The organism is Aureimonas sp. AU20 (genome assembly GCF_001442755.1).
In the GTDB taxonomy this organism is placed as follows: domain Bacteria; phylum Pseudomonadota; class Alphaproteobacteria; order Rhizobiales; family Rhizobiaceae; genus Aureimonas.
In genome coordinates, this window is sequence record NZ_CP006367.1 from 1707217 (window position 1) to 1723844 (window position 16628).

Consider the following 16628-nt stretch of genomic DNA (forward strand, 5'->3'; position numbering starts at 1 on the left):
GGCTTAAAGACAAAAAAGGGCCGGGTGCGCGATTCACGCATCCGGCCCTTTGGAGTTCAGAGGCTCAAGGCGTCAGTGCCGCGCCTCGGAGGCCGTGCCTGTCGCGCCAGCCGTGGAGTCGCCCGCCGTGCTCGACCGGAAATGGCCGGGATCGGTGTTGCGGCTCTCGGTCCAGCCTGCCATCCATTCCGCCCGAAGGCTCGACCCGACGGGATATTCGCAGGACGACATCGGATGGTTGTTCTGGAAGGCCAGTTTGCCTTGATGAAATGCGTCGGTCGCCATGAGTTCCTCCTCGTTGACTGACGTCAGGAGAAAACTCGCGAAGCCGGCCTCCGTTCCCTGATTTTCAGCGAAGCGAATCTCGCAACCTCAGGCGATCAGCGATCCGAACCGGTCGACATCCGCCGCTTCCGTCGACCAGCTGGTGACGAGCCGGACGAGCTGCTCGTTTTCGCCGAGCCGCCCCGCGCTGCCATGGGGCATGTTCCAATCGTAGAACACGGCGCCCTCGGCTCGCAGCGCCTCGGCAGTAGGCCGCTCCAGGATCGCGAAGACCTCGTTGGAGCGCGTTTCCCAGGCTTGGCGCGCGTGGCTGGAAGCATCGATGCCGGCGCGCAGCCGGTGGGCCATCGCGTTGGCGTGGGATGCGAGTTCCAGCCAGAGCCCGTTTTCGAGATAGGCCATGAACTGCGCCGCCATGAAGCGCGTCTTGGAAAAGAGCTGCGCGCCGCGCTTGCGGATATAGGGGAATTGCCGGGCTTTGTCGGGGTCGAAGAAGACTACCGCTTCGGCGCACCAGCAGCCGTTCTTGGTGGCGCCGAAGGACAGGATGTCGATGCCCGCCCGCCAGGTCATGTCGGCGGGCGAGAGGTTGGTGGCCGCCAGCGCGTTGGCGAAGCGCGCCCCGTCCATATGGAAGGCGAGGTCCTGCTCGTGGGCGATGGCGGCGATGGCCGCAATCTCGTCCAGGCCGTAAAGCGTGCCGACCTCGCTTGCCTGGCTGATCGTCACCGCCATGGGCTGGCCGGCATGGATGAAGCCGGGGCGGAAGCGCGCAAGCTCGTGGCGGAGATGATCCGCGTCGATCCGACCGAGCGCGCCGTCCACCGGCGCCATGCGGGCGCCATGGGTGAAGAATTCCGGCGCGCCGCACTCGTCCTCCACCACATGCGCCTCGCGGTGGCACATCACCACACCGCCCGGCCGGTTGACGGCGGCGAAGCTCAGGGAGTTGGCCGCCGTTCCCGTGCCGACGAAGAACACTGCCACCTCGCGCTCGAAGATTTCGTTGAAGCGCCGCTCCACGGCCTTGTCGAGTTCGCTGGCGCCATAGGCGGCGGCCATGCCGGCACCATGGGTGGACAGGGCGGTGGAGATGGCCGGATGGGCGCCGGACCAATTGTCGGATGCGAAGATCATGAGAACCTTTCCCGCAGAAACCGCTTGAGAGCCTGTTTGATAAGTCTGCCGGTCCGGCCCTGCGGCTCTTTTGCGCCGAGGCTTCGTCGCCGATCCTCGCCGATGCCGCCAGCATCGGCGAGGATCGGCGCCTTGCGAGCTTTGAGAGATCGCTCGCCGACCTTTCGCCGCAGACCTATCAAACAGGTTCGAACCAGCCCTTGCGCGCTTCAAACCGGGCCGTCAACGAGTTAGAAACACTCTTGAAAAAATCCAGGGAACCTGCGATAAGCTCGGAAATATGGCAGCAATGCTGACCTAATTGTCGGCGCGAAGCCGCAACATCGAACCCCGCAGACAAACGGGGCCTTGGAGTTCGGGGCCAGGATTGGCCCCTGTCGAAACGGGATCGGTTTCGGGCGTGGCGGTTCTCAGTACCGACTGCGCCTCGTGGCCTGCCCGCAGGTTGAGCCCGCCTCGAGGCGCGGCTCGTGAAAGGGAGACGTGACGCGATGACGAAGACGCCATCCATTCTCGAGATCGAGGCCGCACAGGCTACGACCCCGCGTGTCGCCACCGTCAAACCCCGCACCTTGCCGGCGGCCCAGGGTCTCTACGATCCCGCCCGCGAGCATGACGCCTGCGGCGTCGGCTTCATCGCGCACATGAAGAATCAGAAGTCCCACTCGATCGTCGAGAAGGGTCTGAAGATCCTTCACAATCTGGAGCATCGCGGCGCTGTGGGCGCCGATCCGCTGATGGGCGACGGCGCGGGCATGCTGGTGCAGATCCCGCATACCTTCTTCAAGGCCGAGATGGCGACCCAGGGCGTCGAACTGCCCGAGGCCGGCCAGTACGGCGTCGGCTTCGTCTTCATGCCCAAGGAAGAAGAGCGCCGCCTGCACTTCAAGGACCTGTTCGAGCAGGCCGTGCAGGAAGAGGGCTGCGTCGTGCTCGGCTGGCGCGAAGTGCCGGTCGACAATTCCTCGCTGTCCAAGGCGCCCGATATCGCCGCCACCGAGCCGGCCCATCGCCAGATCTTCATCGGCCGCCCCGCCTCGGCGCAGACGGACGACGAGTTCGAGCGCAAGCTCTACATCATCCGCAAGGTCGTATCGAACCGCGTCTATGCCGAGGCGCAGTCGGTCGACACCGACTTCTACGTCGTGTCGCTGTCCTCGCGCACCGTGGTCTATAAGGGCATGTTCCTGAGCTATCAGGTCGGCGCCTATTACCGCGACCTGAAGGACGAGCGTTTCGAGTCCGCGCTCGCCCTCGTGCATCAGCGCTTCTCCACCAACACGTTCCCGTCCTGGCGCCTCGCTCACCCGTACCGGATGGTCGCGCACAATGGCGAGATCAACACGCTGCGCGGCAACGTCAACTGGATGGCGGCGCGTCAGGCCTCGGTGGATTCCGAGCTCTTCGGCAACGACATTTCCAAGCTCTGGCCGATCTCCTACGAGGGCCAGTCCGACACGGCCTGCTTCGACAACGCGCTCGAACTCCTGACGCAGGGCGGCTACACGCTCGCCCATGCGATGATGATGCTGATCCCCGAGGCCTGGGCCGGCAACAAGGAAATGGCGCCCGAGCGCAAGGCTTTCTACGAGTATCACGCCGCACTCATGGAGCCGTGGGACGGTCCGGCCGCCGTGTGCTTCACCGACGGGCGCCAGATCGGCGCGACGCTGGACCGCAACGGACTGCGGCCGGCACGCTATGTCGTGACCGACGACGATCTCGTGATCCTCGCCTCCGAGGCCGGCACGCTGGAAGTCGCCGAGGAGCGCATCGTCCGCAAGTGGCGCCTCCAGCCGGGTCGCATGCTTCTGATCGATCTCGAGAAGGGCCGCATCGTCTCCGACGAGGAAGTGAAGGGCGAGATCGCCACGGCCAATCCCTACCGGGACTGGCTGAAGTCGACGCAGCTTATCCTGGAAGACCTGAAGCCCGTGCAGCCGCGCGACTCGCGCGCCGACGTGTCGCTGCTCGACCGTCAGCAGGCCTTCGGCTACACACAGGAAGACACGAAGATCCTGATGGCGCCCATGGCCACGACCGGCCAGGAGGCCATCGGCTCCATGGGCACGGACACGCCGATCTCGGCCATGTCCGAGATGTCGAAGCTCCTTTACACTTATTTCAAGCAGAACTTCGCGCAGGTCACCAATCCGCCGATCGACCCGATCCGCGAGGAACTGGTGATGAGCCTCGTGTCCTTCATCGGACCGCGGCCCAACATCTTCGACCTGGAAGGCACCTCGCGCCGCAAGCGGCTGGAAGTGCGCCAGCCGATCCTGACCAATGGCGACCTGGAAAAGATCCGCACGATCGGCCACACCGAGGACCGGTTCGACACCAAGACGCTCGACACGACCTATCCGACCGAGCAGGGCGCGGCCGGCATGGTCGGCGCGCTGGAGCGTCTGTGCGAGCGGGCCGAGGCGGCGGTCGTCGGCGGCTACAACATCATCGTCCTGTCCGACCGACAGATGGGCCCCGATCGCATTCCGATCCCGGCGCTGCTCGCGACGGCCGCCGTGCATCATCACCTGATCCGCAAGGGCCTGCGCACCGCCGCCGGCCTCGTCGTGGAATCGGGCGAGCCGCGCGAGGTGCATCACTTCGCCTGTCTCGCCGGCTACGGCGCGGAGGCAATCAACCCCTATCTCGCCTTCGACACGCTGCTGGCCATGCATGCGCGCGGCGACTTCCCGCCGGAAGTCGACGTCAAGGAAGTGGTCGGCCGTTACATCAAGTCGGTCGGCAAGGGCCTGCTCAAGGTCATGTCCAAGATGGGCATCTCGACCTATCAGAGCTATTGCGGCGCGCAGATTTTCGACGCGATCGGCCTCAAGTCCGATTTCGTGAAGCGCTACTTCTTCGGCACCTCGACGACGATCGAGGGCGTGGGCCTGGAGGAGATCGCCCGCGAGACGGTGGAGCGGCACACGCGCGCCTTCTCGGCCGATCCGGTGCTCGCCCGTTCGCTCGAGATCGGCGGCGAATACGCCTACCGCATGCGCGGCGAGGCCCATATCTGGTCGCCCGACGCCGTGGCCGCGCTGCAGCATGCCGTGCGCCTCGATAGCTACGCGACCTATAAGGAATATGCCGCGATGGTGAACGGCTCGGCCGTCGCCAACCAGACCATTCGCGGCTTGTTCAAGATCCAGCTCGCCGAGGACTTGGGTCTCCAGCCTGTGCCGATCGAGGAGGTCGAATCGGCGGCCGACATCGTGCGCCGCTTCTCCACCGGCGCGATGAGCTTCGGCTCGATCTCGCGCGAGGCGCATTCGACGCTTGCCGTCGCCATGAACCGGATCGGCGGCAAGTCGAACACGGGCGAGGGTGGCGAGGAGCCCGATCGCTACGCCGTTCTGCCGAACGGCGAGGTGAACCCGGAGCGCTCGGCCATCAAGCAGATCGCGTCCGGTCGCTTCGGCGTGACGACCGACTATCTCGTCAATGCCGACATGCTGCAGATCAAGGTCGCGCAGGGCGCCAAGCCCGGCGAGGGCGGTCAGCTGCCCGGCCACAAGGTAGACGCGACGATCGCCAAGACGCGCCACTCGACGCCGGGCGTCGGCCTGATCTCGCCACCGCCCCATCACGACATCTACTCGATCGAGGATCTGGCGCAGCTGATCTTCGACCTGAAGAACGTCAACCCGGCGGCCGACATCTCGGTGAAGCTCGTCTCGGAAGTCGGCGTCGGCACGGTGGCTGCTGGCGTCGCCAAGGCGCGCGCCGACCACATCATCGTCTCTGGCTATGACGGCGGCACCGGCGCTTCGCCGCTGACCTCGATCAAGCACGCCGGCTCCCCCTGGGAGATGGGTCTGGCCGAAACGCAGCAGACGCTGGTGCTCAACGGGCTTCGCTCGCGCATCGCGCTGCAGGTCGACGGCGGTCTTCGCACCGGACGCGACGTCGTCATCGGCGCGCTTCTGGGCGCCGACGAGTTCGGCTTCTCCACCGGCCCGCTGATCGCGGCCGGCTGCATCATGATGCGCAAGTGCCATCTGAACACCTGCCCTGTGGGCGTGGCGACGCAGGACCCTGTGCTGCGCAAGCGCTTCAAGGGCACGCCAGAGCACGTCATCAACTTCTTCTTCTTCGTGGCGGAAGAAGTGCGCGAGATCCTGGCCGCCATGGGCGTTCGCTCGATGGCCGAGCTGATCGGCCGTTCCGAGCGGCTCGACAAGCGCGAGCTGGTCGATCACTGGAAGGCCAAGGGGCTCGACTTCACGCGCCTGTTCCACAAGCCGGACGCGCCGGTGGAGGAGACGCTTTGGACGCGCCGTCAGGAGCATCCGATCGCGGACGTGCTCGATCGCAAGCTGATCGAACAGGCCAAGGTCGCGCTGGAAACACGCCAGCAGGTGCGCATCGAGACCGCGATCTCAAACGTCGATCGCTCGGCCGGCGCCATGCTGGCGGGCGAGGTCGCCAAGCGTTTCGGCCATAAGGGGCTCGCCGACGACACGATCTCCGTGAAGCTGACCGGCACGGCCGGCCAGAGCTTCGCGGCCTTCCTGGCGCGCGGCATCACCTTCGATCTCGTGGGCGACGGCAACGACTATGTCGGCAAGGGCTTGTCGGGCGGCAAGATCATCGTTCGGCCGCGCGAGAACACCCGTATCGTGCCCGAAGAGTCGATCATCGTCGGCAACACGGTGCTCTACGGTGCCATCGCCGGCGAGTGCTACTTCCGGGGCGTGGCGGGCGAGCGCTTCGCCGTGCGCAACTCGGGCGCCATCGCGGTGGTCGAGGGCGTGGGCGACCATGGCTGCGAGTACATGACCGGCGGCGTGGTGGTGATCCTCGGGCATACGGGCCGCAACTTCGCGGCCGGCATGTCGGGCGGCATCGCCTATGTCTACGATCCCGAGGGCAACTTCGCCAACCGCTGCAACATGGCCATGGTCGAGTTGGAGCCGGTGCCGGAGGAGGACGACCTCCTGGAGAAGCTGCACCATCACGGCGGCGATCTTCAGCACAAGGGCCGGGTCGACGTGTCCTCGAACATGACCGGCCATGACGACGAGCGGCTCTACAAGCTGATCTCCAGCCATCTCCACTACACGGGCTCGACCCGCGCCAAGGAGATGCTGGACAATTGGGAGAGCTACCGCCCGAAATTCGTGAAGGTCATGCCGGTCGAGTACCGCCGTGCCCTTCTCGAAATGGAGCGGGCGCGCATGGGCGTCGCCGCCGAATAAGGCGATGCGGCTTTAGGGCCGGTTCCGTCAGGTGGTGGCGATCGCGATCGCCGCCGCCACTCCCCTCGGGGTCTGGTGGGTGAACGGCTTTCTGCCGCTGCCCGCCAAACTGCTCGGCGCCACGCTGGGTTTTTCAAATTGGGCTTGGTGGTCGCTTCGAGGCGTCTGACCTTTTCTCGATCGACTCACGGTCGGAGAAGGGGAGACGCCCCGGCGGGACCCCGACAATCGCTCGCGAAGTCTGGACGCGTTCTATTCTCGCGGAATTTGGTGTAATGCGACGCACGTCGACGCGGCCCGGTGGTTCGGGCCAGCGGGCGTCGCGCTGCGGTCTGCCGCCGCATGGCTCATGCGGCGGAACTGGAGACGGAGGGGCATTATGGGCAAGGTGACGGGCTTTCTCGAGATCGACCGCCAGACGGCGAAATACCAGCCGGCGTCCGACCGCATTCGCCATTTCCGCGAATTCACCCTGCCCATGTCGGACGAGGAAGTCGGCAAGCAGGCGGCGCGCTGCATGGATTGCGGCATTCCCTTCTGCCACGGCCCGACGGGCTGCCCCGTCCACAACCAAATCCCGGACTGGAACGACCTCGTCTATTCCGGCGACTGGGAAACGGCGATCCGCAATCTTCACTCCACCAACAATTTCCCCGAGTTCACCGGCCGCATCTGCCCCGCGCCTTGCGAGGAAGCCTGCACGCTGAACCTCGAGGATTCGCCGGTCGCCATCAAGACGGTGGAACAGGCGCTGGCCGACAAGGCCTATAAGCTCGGCCTCATCAAGCCGCAGCCGGCGGAGAAGCCGACCGGCAAGCGCGTCGCCGTGATCGGCTCCGGCCCCGCCGGCATGGCCGCCGCGCAGCAGCTCGGCCGCGCCGGCCACGACGTGCATCTGTTCGAGCGCGAGTCCCGCCCGGGCGGTCTGCTGCGCTACGGCATCCCCGACTTCAAGATGGAAAAGCACTGGATCGACAAGCGCGTGGAGCAGATGGAAGGCGAGGGCGTCACCTTCCATTGCGGCGTCGATGTCGGGCGCGACAAGACGCTGGCCGAGCTTCAGGCCGAGTTCGACGCGATCCTTTATTGCGGCGGCGCCGAGCGCCCGCGCGATGCCGGCATCCCGACGCACGGGCTGGAAGGCATCTATGACGCGATGCCCTATCTCGTGCAGCAGAACCGGCGCGTCGGAGGCGAAAAGGTCGAGAGCTCGGGCTGGAACGCGGGCGAGATCTGGGCCGGCGCCAAGCATGTCGTGGTGGTCGGCGGCGGCGACACGGCGTCCGACTGTGTCGGCACCGCCTTCCGCCAAGGCGCGGTGAAGGTCACGCAGCTCGACATCCGCCCGCAGCCGCCCAAGACCGAGAACAAGCTCGAAGTCTGGCCCTACTGGGCCACCAAGATGCGCGTGTCCTCGTCCCAGGCCGAGGGTGCGGTGCGCGAGTTCCAGGTCGCCACGCTCGAATTCGTCGGCGAGGACGGCCAGCTCACCGGCGTCAAGTGCGCCCAGGTGGACGAGAAGCGCAAGCCGATCCCCGGCACCGAGTTCGTCATCAAGGCCGACCTCGCCTTCATCGCCATCGGCTTCGCCGGCCCATTCATGGACGGGTTCATGGCGGATGCGGGCGAGGCGCTGAAGACCAAGGCGGACAGCCGCGGCAATGTCTCGGTGCTCGCCGACGACCAGCGCTATCTCACCTCGGTCGACAAGCTCTACACGGCAGGCGACGTGCGGCGCGGGCAGTCGCTGGTGGTCTGGGCCATCCGCGAGGGGCGCCAAGCCGCGCGCGCGATCGACCTCGACCTCATGGGCTCGACCACGCTGCCGCGCTGAACCAGCGAGACGTCAAACCGATCGGAAAGGCTCGCCTCCACGCCGGGGCGGGCCTTTTTTTTGACGGAAGCTCCGGGCCTGCGCCGATCCCGTCAGTTGACGACGGACGTGTCTGGCGTTCCCGCCTTTCCGGGGGCAGGGGCCGGCGCGGGGTCCTTGGGCTGGGGCGTGGCGGTGGGGCCGGGCGCGGGGAGGCGGAGCTCCTCCAGGCTCGTCGTGCCGCGAAAGACGATGGCATTGTCGCGCGTGACCGGGGAGACCGCCGTGTCGCGCCCGGTCCAGTTGAACTGGTCGGCCCGGCCGGCCATGGCCGAGGTGACGACGCCCTCGCGCACCAGCTTGTCGCGCGGCGAACCGGCCCCGCCGGCCGCCTGCTGCGGTCCGCCCAGCAACTGGTCGCCGCCATCGAGTCGGGGGTCGGCGAAGGAAACGGGGGGCGTGGCGATGGCGAGCGCGGCGTCGGCGGCGGTCGGCAGATCCTTGGCGGAGAGCTGCTGGGTGCCGAGGCTCGCCACGAAATCCTCGACATTCAGACCGAGCGCCTTGGTCACCGGCTTTTCCACGAAGAAGGCGAGCTTCTCCTGGCCCGCGCCGGTCAGCGTGATGCCGTCGGAATTGCGCAGGCGCACGCTCTGGCCGGCCGTGTCGGGGCCGGACGACACGAAGCTCCCATTGGCGTCGGTGAAGCCGTTCCAGATATCGACATATTCGCCGCCCGCCATCAGCGCCACGGTGCGGAACACGTCGTTGAAATAGACCATGTCCTCGGTCGCGCGGTCGGCCTGGAAGGCGGGCATGCCGACCCAAAGCAGCGGCACCTTGTGGTCCCGCACGGCCTCGGCCAACGCCTTGGCGCGCTTGGCGTAGAGATCGGCCCATTCCTGGCTGCGGAGTGGCAGGGCGCCGTCCGGCGCGCGGATCGCCTGCCGGTCGTTGGCGCCCAGCATCACCACCACGGCGGCGGGCTTGGTCTCGTCGATCAGGGCGCTGATGGTGGCCGGCCAGTCGCGATGGTCGTCGCGCACGAGGCCGGAGGAGCCGTCGACGCGACTGGTGACGCGGATGTCGCGGTTGTCGGCAAAGGCGTTGTCGAGCCCCTTGGCGAGCGAGCCGGCCATGAAGTCGCCAATCACCAGGACGTTTCGCGCCGTCTCGCTCTTCTCCACCGGGCCTGACGCGGCGGCCGCCGCCGCTGCGGCCGGGGCCGCGCGCGAGGGGCTGCGCCGGGTCTGCTGCTCGGCGGGCGCCTTCTTGCGCGGCTGCTGCTTGCGGATCACGCGTTGGGGTGGTGGCGGAGCCTCGTAGACGCGGTAGGACGGCCGGCTGTTGCGCGGCGGGCCGCCGAACAGCATGTCGAGAAGCGAGCGCGGGCGGTCCTGCGCCAGAGCCTCCCAAGGCAGAAGAACCACCGCCACGGCCAGCGCGAGAACCGGGGCCAGCCTTGGACGGCCCTTGTGCTTGGCTTTGTGCGGCGTGCGGTCCGTCATGCGATCATTGTCTCCGCAGAAGCTCCAAGAGCGCCTTCGAGGCGTTGCCGTCCTCTTCCATGCCGGCCCGGCGCTGGTAGGCGGTGATGGCGGATTTCGAGCTTTCGCCGATCTTGCCGTCGATCTTTCCGTCGTAGAGCCCATGCTGGGTCAGACGCTGCTGCACTTCGTAGCGCTCTTCCATGCTCAAGGGAACGTAGCCGCGCGGCCAGGGCTGCGCGAAGGCGCCGTAGCCGGCGATCCGGTCGGCCAGATGGCCGACGGCAAGGGCGTATTTGTCGGCATTGTTGTAGCGCTTGATGACGAAGAAATTCTTGGTCATCAGGAAGGCCGGGCCGTTGGCGCCTGCTGGCAACAGCAGATTGGCGCGGTCTCCGGGCGTCGGGAAGGCGCGGTTGCTGACGCGCTTGTAGCCGAGCTGCTGCCATTGCGACAGGGTCTTGGCGGCGCGCTCCTGCTTGGCCGCGCCGGCCGGGGCGACGACCTCGTAACCCCAGGTCTTGCCGCTCTGCCAGCCGTTCTTGCGCAGGAGATTGGCGGCGGTGGCGAGTGCGTCCGGCACAGAGCGCCAGATGTCGGGATGGCCGTTGCCGTCCATGTCCACGGCATAGGCCTGGTAGCTTGTCGGGATGAACTGCGTGTGGCCCATGGCACCGGCCCAGGAGCCGGTCAGCCCCTCGGGCGTGACATGGCCGTCCTGCACGATCTTGAGCGCGGCCAGAAGCTGCTGGCGCGCGAACTTGGCGCGCTTGGGGTCGAGATAGGCGAGCGTCGCCAGGGCGCGCGGCACGCTCTTCATCACGTCCTGCCGCTCCAGGATGCGGCCGTAGTTGGATTCCATCGACCAGATGGCGAGGAGAATGTGCCGGTCGACGCCGAAGCGCTGCTCGATCCGGTCGAGCCAGGGCTTGTACTTTACCAGCATGCGCCGACCTTCGGCGACGGATTCCTCGTTCACGCGGTTGTCGAGATAGTCCCAGATCCGGTCCTGAAACTCGGGCTGGAAGCGCGCCTTCTGAATGACGTCGGGATCGGGCTCGGACACGCCGTCGAAGACCCGCTCGTAGACGCGCCGGCTGATGCCGCTGGCGACCGCCGTCTTCTGGAAGCCCACGATCCAGTTGCGAAAGCCCTGATCGGCAAGTGCGGGGCTGGCGGCCAGACTCGCTAGAACGAGCGTGGCGGCGCCAATGCGGGCGAGGCGGGCGGTGATCGGTCCAGGCATAGGCGGATCCTTCGTCGGACTGGTCGGGGCTTTGACCTCGGAGCTTACGGACAGGATGTAAACGCTTCGTTTACCACGTCTGGACACGATAATCTGAAGTCGGTCTGGCAGCGACCACACCTTCCAGTTTTCTTGGGCTAAAACGGGGCATCGCGCCATGCCCGTCGACAGGTTATGCTTTCGTGATTTATGGGTTAGGTCGGGTCCACCCGTTGGAAGGATGAGTGTATGCGCAAGGTCAGAAAGGCCGTATTCCCAGTCGCAGGTTTGGGAACGCGGTTTCTCCCCGCCACAAAGGCCATTCCGAAGGAAATGCTGACGGTCGTCGACCGGCCGGTTATTCAGTATGTCGTCGATGAGGCCCGCCAGGCGGGGATCGAGCATCTGATCTTCGTGACGGGACGCAACAAGGGCGTCATCGAGGATTACTTCGATATTCAGGTCGAGCTGCAGAATACGCTGACCGAGCGCAACAAGCAGATCGAGCTGCAACTGCTGGACAGCATCCAGCCCAAGGCCGGCACGGCGAGCTTCACGCGCCAGCAGGCGCCGCTCGGCCTCGGCCACGCCGTCTGGTGCGCGCGCGATCTCGTCGGCCCCGAGCCCTTCGCGCTTCTCTTGCCCGACATGATCATGCAGTCCGAGGAAGGCTGCCTGAAGAAGATGGTCGAGCTCTACGAGCAGACGGGCGGCAACGTCATTTCCGTCGAGCAGTGCGACCCGGCCGAGGCCCACAAATACGGCATCGTCGGCAAGGGCGGCGAAGTCGGTTCCGGCTTCAAGGTCGACGGCATGGTCGAGAAGCCGAAGAACGAGGAAGCCCCCTCGAACTACTTCATCTCGGGCCGCTACATCCTGCAGCCGGAAATCTTCGACATTCTGTCGACGCAGGAAAAGGGCGCCGGCAACGAGATCCAGCTGACCGACGGCATGCTGAAGCTCGCCCAGAACCAGGACTTCTTCGCCTATCCCTTCACCGGCCGCACCTTCGACTGCGGCTCCAAGGAAGGCTTCATCCAGGCGAACGTCGCCTTCGCCCTGTGGCGTCCCGACATTCGCGGCAAGGTCTTCGACAATCTGCACGAGCTGATGGCGACGGTGGAGCCGCAGGAGCGCCGCGCCACGGAGCGCAAGGCGGCGGAGTAACGTCCCCCTCCATCCTTATCGAAAGGGGCGCCGTCGGCGCCCCTTTTTCATTCGGGCCGGTTTTCGTTCGGGGCTGGGCGCCTCAGTTCTGGAGGCGCACGCCAAGGCGCACGGAATTGGCGTCGTAGCTGTTGCCGGCAAAGGCGGCTTCGAACCGGTCGTAGCGATAAAGGCCGGTCAGCGCGAGATGCCGGTTCAGCCAGTAGGTGAACCCCGCTTCGCTGCTATAGACATATTCGTTGGCCAATCGCTCGCGGTCGCGAAGCCCGGCGATGAGCGTGCCGTTGAGGTCCAGCCGCGCGGTGGCGCGGTGACGAAGGCCGAGGCTGATCTGATAAAGCGTCGCCGTGTCGAGCCCCGTGGTCTCGGGCTCGAAGAAGGTCGCGCCGCGCAGGGTCACGTCGGTTCCGCGCCGGGGCGACCAGTTGAGAAGCGCGTCGATCGTCGGGCTGCCGATGGTCGGCAGGCTGTCGTCGTCCGGCAGGTTCCAGGCATAGCCGAGCGCGAGTTCGCCCGAAAACTTCTCGCCGCGATCGAAGCCGAGACCGCCGCGCAGCGCGGGGATGAGGCTGTCCCGGCTGAGCCCGCCCGTCGTCGCGCGGTCGAAGACGCGGCGGCCGAGGCTGGCTGCAAGAAACGGATGCAGCGCGGCGCGCTCGCTCAGCGTCGCCTTGAGGCCCGCCGTGTAGGTCGTGAAGCTGTCGTCCAGCGAGCGGTTGCCGCCGGCCCGGTCCGACAGGTCGTCGCGCACGGCCTGCAGCGAGGCGGTCGTGTCGAGCTGGCCGAAGCGCTTGTCGAGTTCAGCCCCGAAGGAATAGCGCAGAACATCGGCGCGCGAAGTGGCGTCCTGCGCCACGCCCGCCGTCAGATCGTCCTGCCGGCTGAAGGACACGGCGCCGCGCAGCACCGCCGTCGTGTCGCGCGTGAGATCCAGCCGCAGCCGGCCGTCCGCGTCGATCTGTGGTTCCTCCTCCAGCGGGCCGGCGAAGTTGCGCCGGTAGGTCGCGGCGGCGTTCAGCTCGGCCTCGTGGCGGGACCAGTCCGAGATCAGTCGGGCCGCGAGCGTGGTCTGGCTGAACGCGCCCTTCACGCCGTCGCGCGATACGGTGAGATTGTCCGACACGCCGAGGCTCTGGTCGAGCGTGAGATAGCCGAGGAACGAGCCGATGCGCGTGCCGAGCGGCGCGAAGGGCTCAGCCGTGCGGGCGCCGGGCACGATGCGGCGCAGGCTGGTGAGCCCGTCGGTCAGGCGCCGATTGCCGATTTCGTCGAGCGTCGGGCTGCGAACCGGGCCGATCGCCTGAAAGAGGCTGGGCGCGCTGGCCTCCGCCGCCTCATCCCGCACGGGCGCGGTGCGGCGGGGCGGCGCCTCGACATCTTCCGCTTCCGCCGCGCGTGCCGCCGCCGGATCGCGCCGGTTTTCCCGCTGCGAAACGCCGGGATTGTCCAGAAGGCTGGGCGCGGCGTCCGGCAGACGGGTGGAGGGGCCGCTGTCCGGCCGCTCCGAGCCGAGGCGCGCGCCGCGCCCGGTGGAAAGATCCAGGCTGCCGGGGTCCATGGGCGGGGCGAGAGAGGGGCTTTGCGAGCGCAAGGGCGCCACGAGCCGCTGGTCCGACAGACGGCCGTCGCCGTTTGCGAGCGAGCTTGGCGTGCCGCTTGCTGCATCGGAATCGTCCGTGCCCGCGGCTGCGCTGGAGGCGGCCGAGGTCGATCCCTGCTGGCCGAGGCTCGTGCCGGACAGGAGAGCCAGGCCGCAGGCGGCCAGAATTCCGCAAGCGACAGCGCGGTGTCGAACCCAGACGGCCATGCTCGGTCGGTGTCCTTAGCCTTCGCGCCGGATTGTCCGGCCAAACCAAATCTCACCAAAAGGTAAACCAGCATGGTTAAACCAACCTTGCGGCGGTGTAGGTCGAGGAAAGCGCGCGGCGGTACGGCAAGCGCTTCGGCGGTGGCATTCCCGGCCTCCGGCGGGTAGGACACGCGCATCGGCAATCCGAAATGGCGTTCCTCATGTCCGAGCTTACCCCCTCCGCCGGCATCGCATCGGCGCTTCGCACGGTGGCGACCGAGGCCGAAGGTCTGCGCGAACTGGCTCTGGCCTTGCAGGGGCCGCTCGGGCCCGCCTTCGAACAGGCGGTGGCGCGCATCGCCGCCGTGCCCGGACGGGTGATCGTCACCGGCATCGGCAAGAGCGGCCATATCGGCGCCAAGATCGCCGCCACCTTCGCCTCCACCGGCACGCCGGCCTCCTTCGTCCACGCGGCGGAGGCCAATCACGGCGATCTCGGTATGATCGCCTCGGGGGACGTGGTGCTGGCACTGTCGAAGGGGGGAGAAAGCGCGGAGCTGAAAAGCATCATCGCCTATACCCGCCGCTTTTCCATCCCGCTCGTGGCCATCACTGCCGCCGGCGACTCCACGCTTGGGCGGGAGGCCGATCTCGTGCTCCTCCTGCCGCCGGTCGAGGAGGCCTGTCCGCACGGGCTGGCGCCGACCACGTCGACGCTGATGCAACTGGCGCTAGGCGATGCGCTCGCAGTGGCGCTCCTGGAAGCGCGGGGCTTCTCGCCGAGCGATTTTCGCGTCTTCCACCCCGGCGGCAAGCTCGGCGCCATCCTCACCCATGTCGGCGACATCATGCATCGCGGCGAGGCCATGCCGCTCGTGGCGAGCGGCAGCTCCATGTCGGAGGCTATCCTGGCGATTTCGCGCAAAGGTTTCGGCTGCGTCGCCGTGATCGGCGCGGAGGACCGGCTGCTCGGCATCATCACCGACGGCGACCTGCGCCGCCATCTTGCGCCCGATCTCCTCAGCCGCACGGTGGACGAGGTGATGACCCGCGCGCCCAAGACGATCCGCCCCGACATGCTGGCGGTGAAGGCGCTGGAAATCCTTAATTCCTCCAACATTACCGCATTGATGGTGGTGGAACACGAGCACCCCGTGGGCATCCTCCACCTGCATGATCTCCTGCGGATCGGGGTGGCGTGACGCGACGGGGATTTACACGTATAGGTTTCATCGTTAGCCGAAAGACTTGAAGTCTTCCGGCTTTGCCGAAACAGTCGCCATAGGCCCGACCGAAGGCTGCTATGAAAGCCTTCGGCAAGGCATGTTGCGTGGAATGACGGATAGGGGCGAGGGGAGGCGGGCACAGATGGCGCCGAACGAGCCGATCAGGGCAATGCGGGTAGAAACGAACTCGATGCACGAGGATGGGGTGATCTGGGACGCCATTCGGTCGGTCGCCTGGGAGAAGACGTCGCTGGGTCCGATGGACGCCTGGCCCTTCACGCTGCGCGCCCTCCTGCGAAGCCTCCTCCTGTCGAAGCAGCCCATGTGCCTGTGGTGGGGGCCTGATCTCCTGCAGTTCCACAACGAAGCCTATCTGCCCATGCTCGGCGCGCGCGCCGACAAGTCGGTGGGCCAGCCCTTCGAGGTTCTGTGGAGCGACGTGCTCGACGGCGTTCTGCCCTATCTCAAGGAAGCGCTGGCCGGGCGCGGCACCTGGGTCGAGGACCTGCCGCTGACCATGATGCGCAACGGCTATCCCGAGGAGACCTTCTGGTCCTTCTCCTATAGCCCGCTCTTCGACGATGTCGGGCGGATCGCCGGCGTACTCAATGTCGTGACCGAAACCACGCGGCTGATGCGCGAGCGACAGGAACTGGAAGCGCTGAACCGCAGCCTGTCCGAAAGCCTCGCGCGCCAGGAGGAGGGCGAGCGCCAGCGCCGCGTTCTCCAGCGCGAACTCTCGCACCGCATGAAGAACACGCTGGCCATGGTGCAGGCCGTTGTGACGCAGAGCCTGCGCCACGCGACCTCGATCGAGGAAGCGACGGTGGTGGCCTCCTCGCGCATCCAGGCGCTCGGCCGCGCGCAGGACATGCTGACGGAAACCGACTGGACCATCGCCGACCTCCGCGCCGCCGTGGAAGCCGCGATCCAGCCGCATGTCGACCGGGAAGGGCGCTTCGTGCTCCAAGGGCAGACGCTCGATCTCTCGGCGCAGCAGGCCATGGGCATCGCCCTGGCGCTGCACGAGCTGGCGACCAACGCGGTGAAATACGGCGCGCTGTCGGTGGACGAGGGGCGGATTCACCTCAGCTGGGGGCAGGCCGAGGACGGCTCGTTCCAGTTCGAATGGCGCGAGGAGAACGGCCCCGAGGTGAAGCCCGCCAGCCGCAAGGGCTTCGGCACGCGCCTCACCGAACGGGTCGTGCCGGGCTATTTCAACGGTCAGGCGCAGACCGACTTCCAGCCGACCGGCGTCGTTTATCGCCTGCGCGGCCAGCTTTCGGTCTGAT

At 66.7% G+C, this 16628-nt stretch carries 9 protein-coding genes and 1 pseudogene; 5 read left to right on the plus strand and 5 right to left on the minus strand.

Annotation, left to right across the window (positions count from 1 at the left end):
- Positions 1-72: 72 nt before the first annotated feature.
- The gene (locus M673_RS07510) at positions 73-285 is read right to left on the minus strand and encodes an Rmf/CrpP family protein (protein WP_061974967.1); all 213 of its coding nucleotides are present in this window, start codon (positions 283-285) and stop codon (positions 73-75) included.
- 87 nt (positions 286-372) lie between these two features.
- Complete coding sequence (locus M673_RS07515) at positions 373-1422, minus strand: threonine aldolase family protein (RefSeq protein WP_061974969.1); 1050 nt, start codon at positions 1420-1422, stop codon at positions 373-375.
- A 575-nt stretch (positions 1423-1997) separates the two neighbouring features.
- On the opposite strand from M673_RS07515, the pseudogene gltB reads away from it, so the two are divergent.
- Positions 1998-6629: pseudogene (gltB, locus tag M673_RS07520) on the plus strand (glutamate synthase large subunit); the annotation flags it as partial.
- Positions 6630-7008: 379 nt separating this feature from the next.
- Positions 7009-8463, plus strand: coding sequence for a glutamate synthase subunit beta (locus M673_RS07525; RefSeq protein ID WP_061974973.1), 1455 nt, complete (start codon positions 7009-7011; stop codon positions 8461-8463).
- Between the two features lie 92 nt (positions 8464-8555).
- On the opposite strand, the gene M673_RS07530 is transcribed toward M673_RS07525, so the two are convergent.
- Positions 8556-9950: an SGNH/GDSL hydrolase family protein gene (locus M673_RS07530; RefSeq protein WP_061974975.1), complete on the minus strand. Its 1395-nt coding sequence runs from the start codon at positions 9948-9950 to the stop codon at positions 8556-8558.
- Positions 9951-9954: 4 nt separating this feature from the next.
- The gene (locus M673_RS07535; RefSeq protein ID WP_061974977.1) at positions 9955-11175 is read right to left on the minus strand and encodes a lytic murein transglycosylase; all 1221 of its coding nucleotides are present in this window, start codon (positions 11173-11175) and stop codon (positions 9955-9957) included.
- Between the two features lie 228 nt (positions 11176-11403).
- On the opposite strand from M673_RS07535, the gene galU reads away from it, so the two are divergent.
- Positions 11404-12321 carry a UTP--glucose-1-phosphate uridylyltransferase GalU gene (galU, locus tag M673_RS07540; protein WP_061974979.1) on the plus strand — a complete coding sequence of 306 codons (918 nt, stop codon included), beginning with the start codon at positions 11404-11406 and terminating at the stop codon, positions 12319-12321.
- 82 nt (positions 12322-12403) lie between these two features.
- Here the strand turns inward: galU and M673_RS07545 are convergent, their stop codons facing one another.
- Positions 12404-14128 (minus strand): outer membrane beta-barrel protein, encoded by a 1725-nt coding sequence (locus M673_RS07545; protein ID WP_061974980.1) that lies wholly within the window; start codon positions 14126-14128, stop codon positions 12404-12406.
- Between the two features lie 203 nt (positions 14129-14331).
- Between M673_RS07545 and M673_RS07550 the strand changes: the two genes are divergently transcribed.
- A complete protein-coding gene (locus tag M673_RS07550; RefSeq protein WP_082639227.1) occupies positions 14332-15312 on the plus strand; it encodes a KpsF/GutQ family sugar-phosphate isomerase in 981 nt (326 codons plus the stop codon).
- 193 nt (positions 15313-15505) lie between these two features.
- Positions 15506-16627, plus strand: a complete 1122-nt coding sequence (locus M673_RS07555) for a sensor histidine kinase (protein WP_244493058.1) — start codon at positions 15506-15508, stop codon at positions 16625-16627.
- The last annotated feature ends 1 nt before the right edge of the window (position 16628 follow it).

Coding starts and splice junctions, on each gene's coding strand:
- M673_RS07510 (WP_061974967.1), bottom strand. CDS start 285: ATGGCGACCGACGCATTTCATCAAGGCAAACTGGCCTTCCAGAACAAC.
- M673_RS07515 (WP_061974969.1), bottom strand. CDS start 1,422: ATGATCTTCGCATCCGACAATTGGTCCGGCGCCCATCCGGCCATCTCC.
- M673_RS07525 (WP_061974973.1), top strand. CDS start 7,009: ATGGGCAAGGTGACGGGCTTTCTCGAGATCGACCGCCAGACGGCGAAA.
- M673_RS07530 (WP_061974975.1), bottom strand. CDS start 9,950: ATGACGGACCGCACGCCGCACAAAGCCAAGCACAAGGGCCGTCCAAGG.
- M673_RS07535 (WP_061974977.1), bottom strand. CDS start 11,175: ATGCCTGGACCGATCACCGCCCGCCTCGCCCGCATTGGCGCCGCCACG.
- galU (WP_061974979.1), top strand. CDS start 11,404: ATGCGCAAGGTCAGAAAGGCCGTATTCCCAGTCGCAGGTTTGGGAACG.
- M673_RS07545 (WP_061974980.1), bottom strand. CDS start 14,128: ATGGCCGTCTGGGTTCGACACCGCGCTGTCGCTTGCGGAATTCTGGCC.
- M673_RS07550 (WP_082639227.1), top strand. CDS start 14,332: ATGTCCGAGCTTACCCCCTCCGCCGGCATCGCATCGGCGCTTCGCACG.
- M673_RS07555 (WP_244493058.1), top strand. CDS start 15,506: ATGCGGGTAGAAACGAACTCGATGCACGAGGATGGGGTGATCTGGGAC.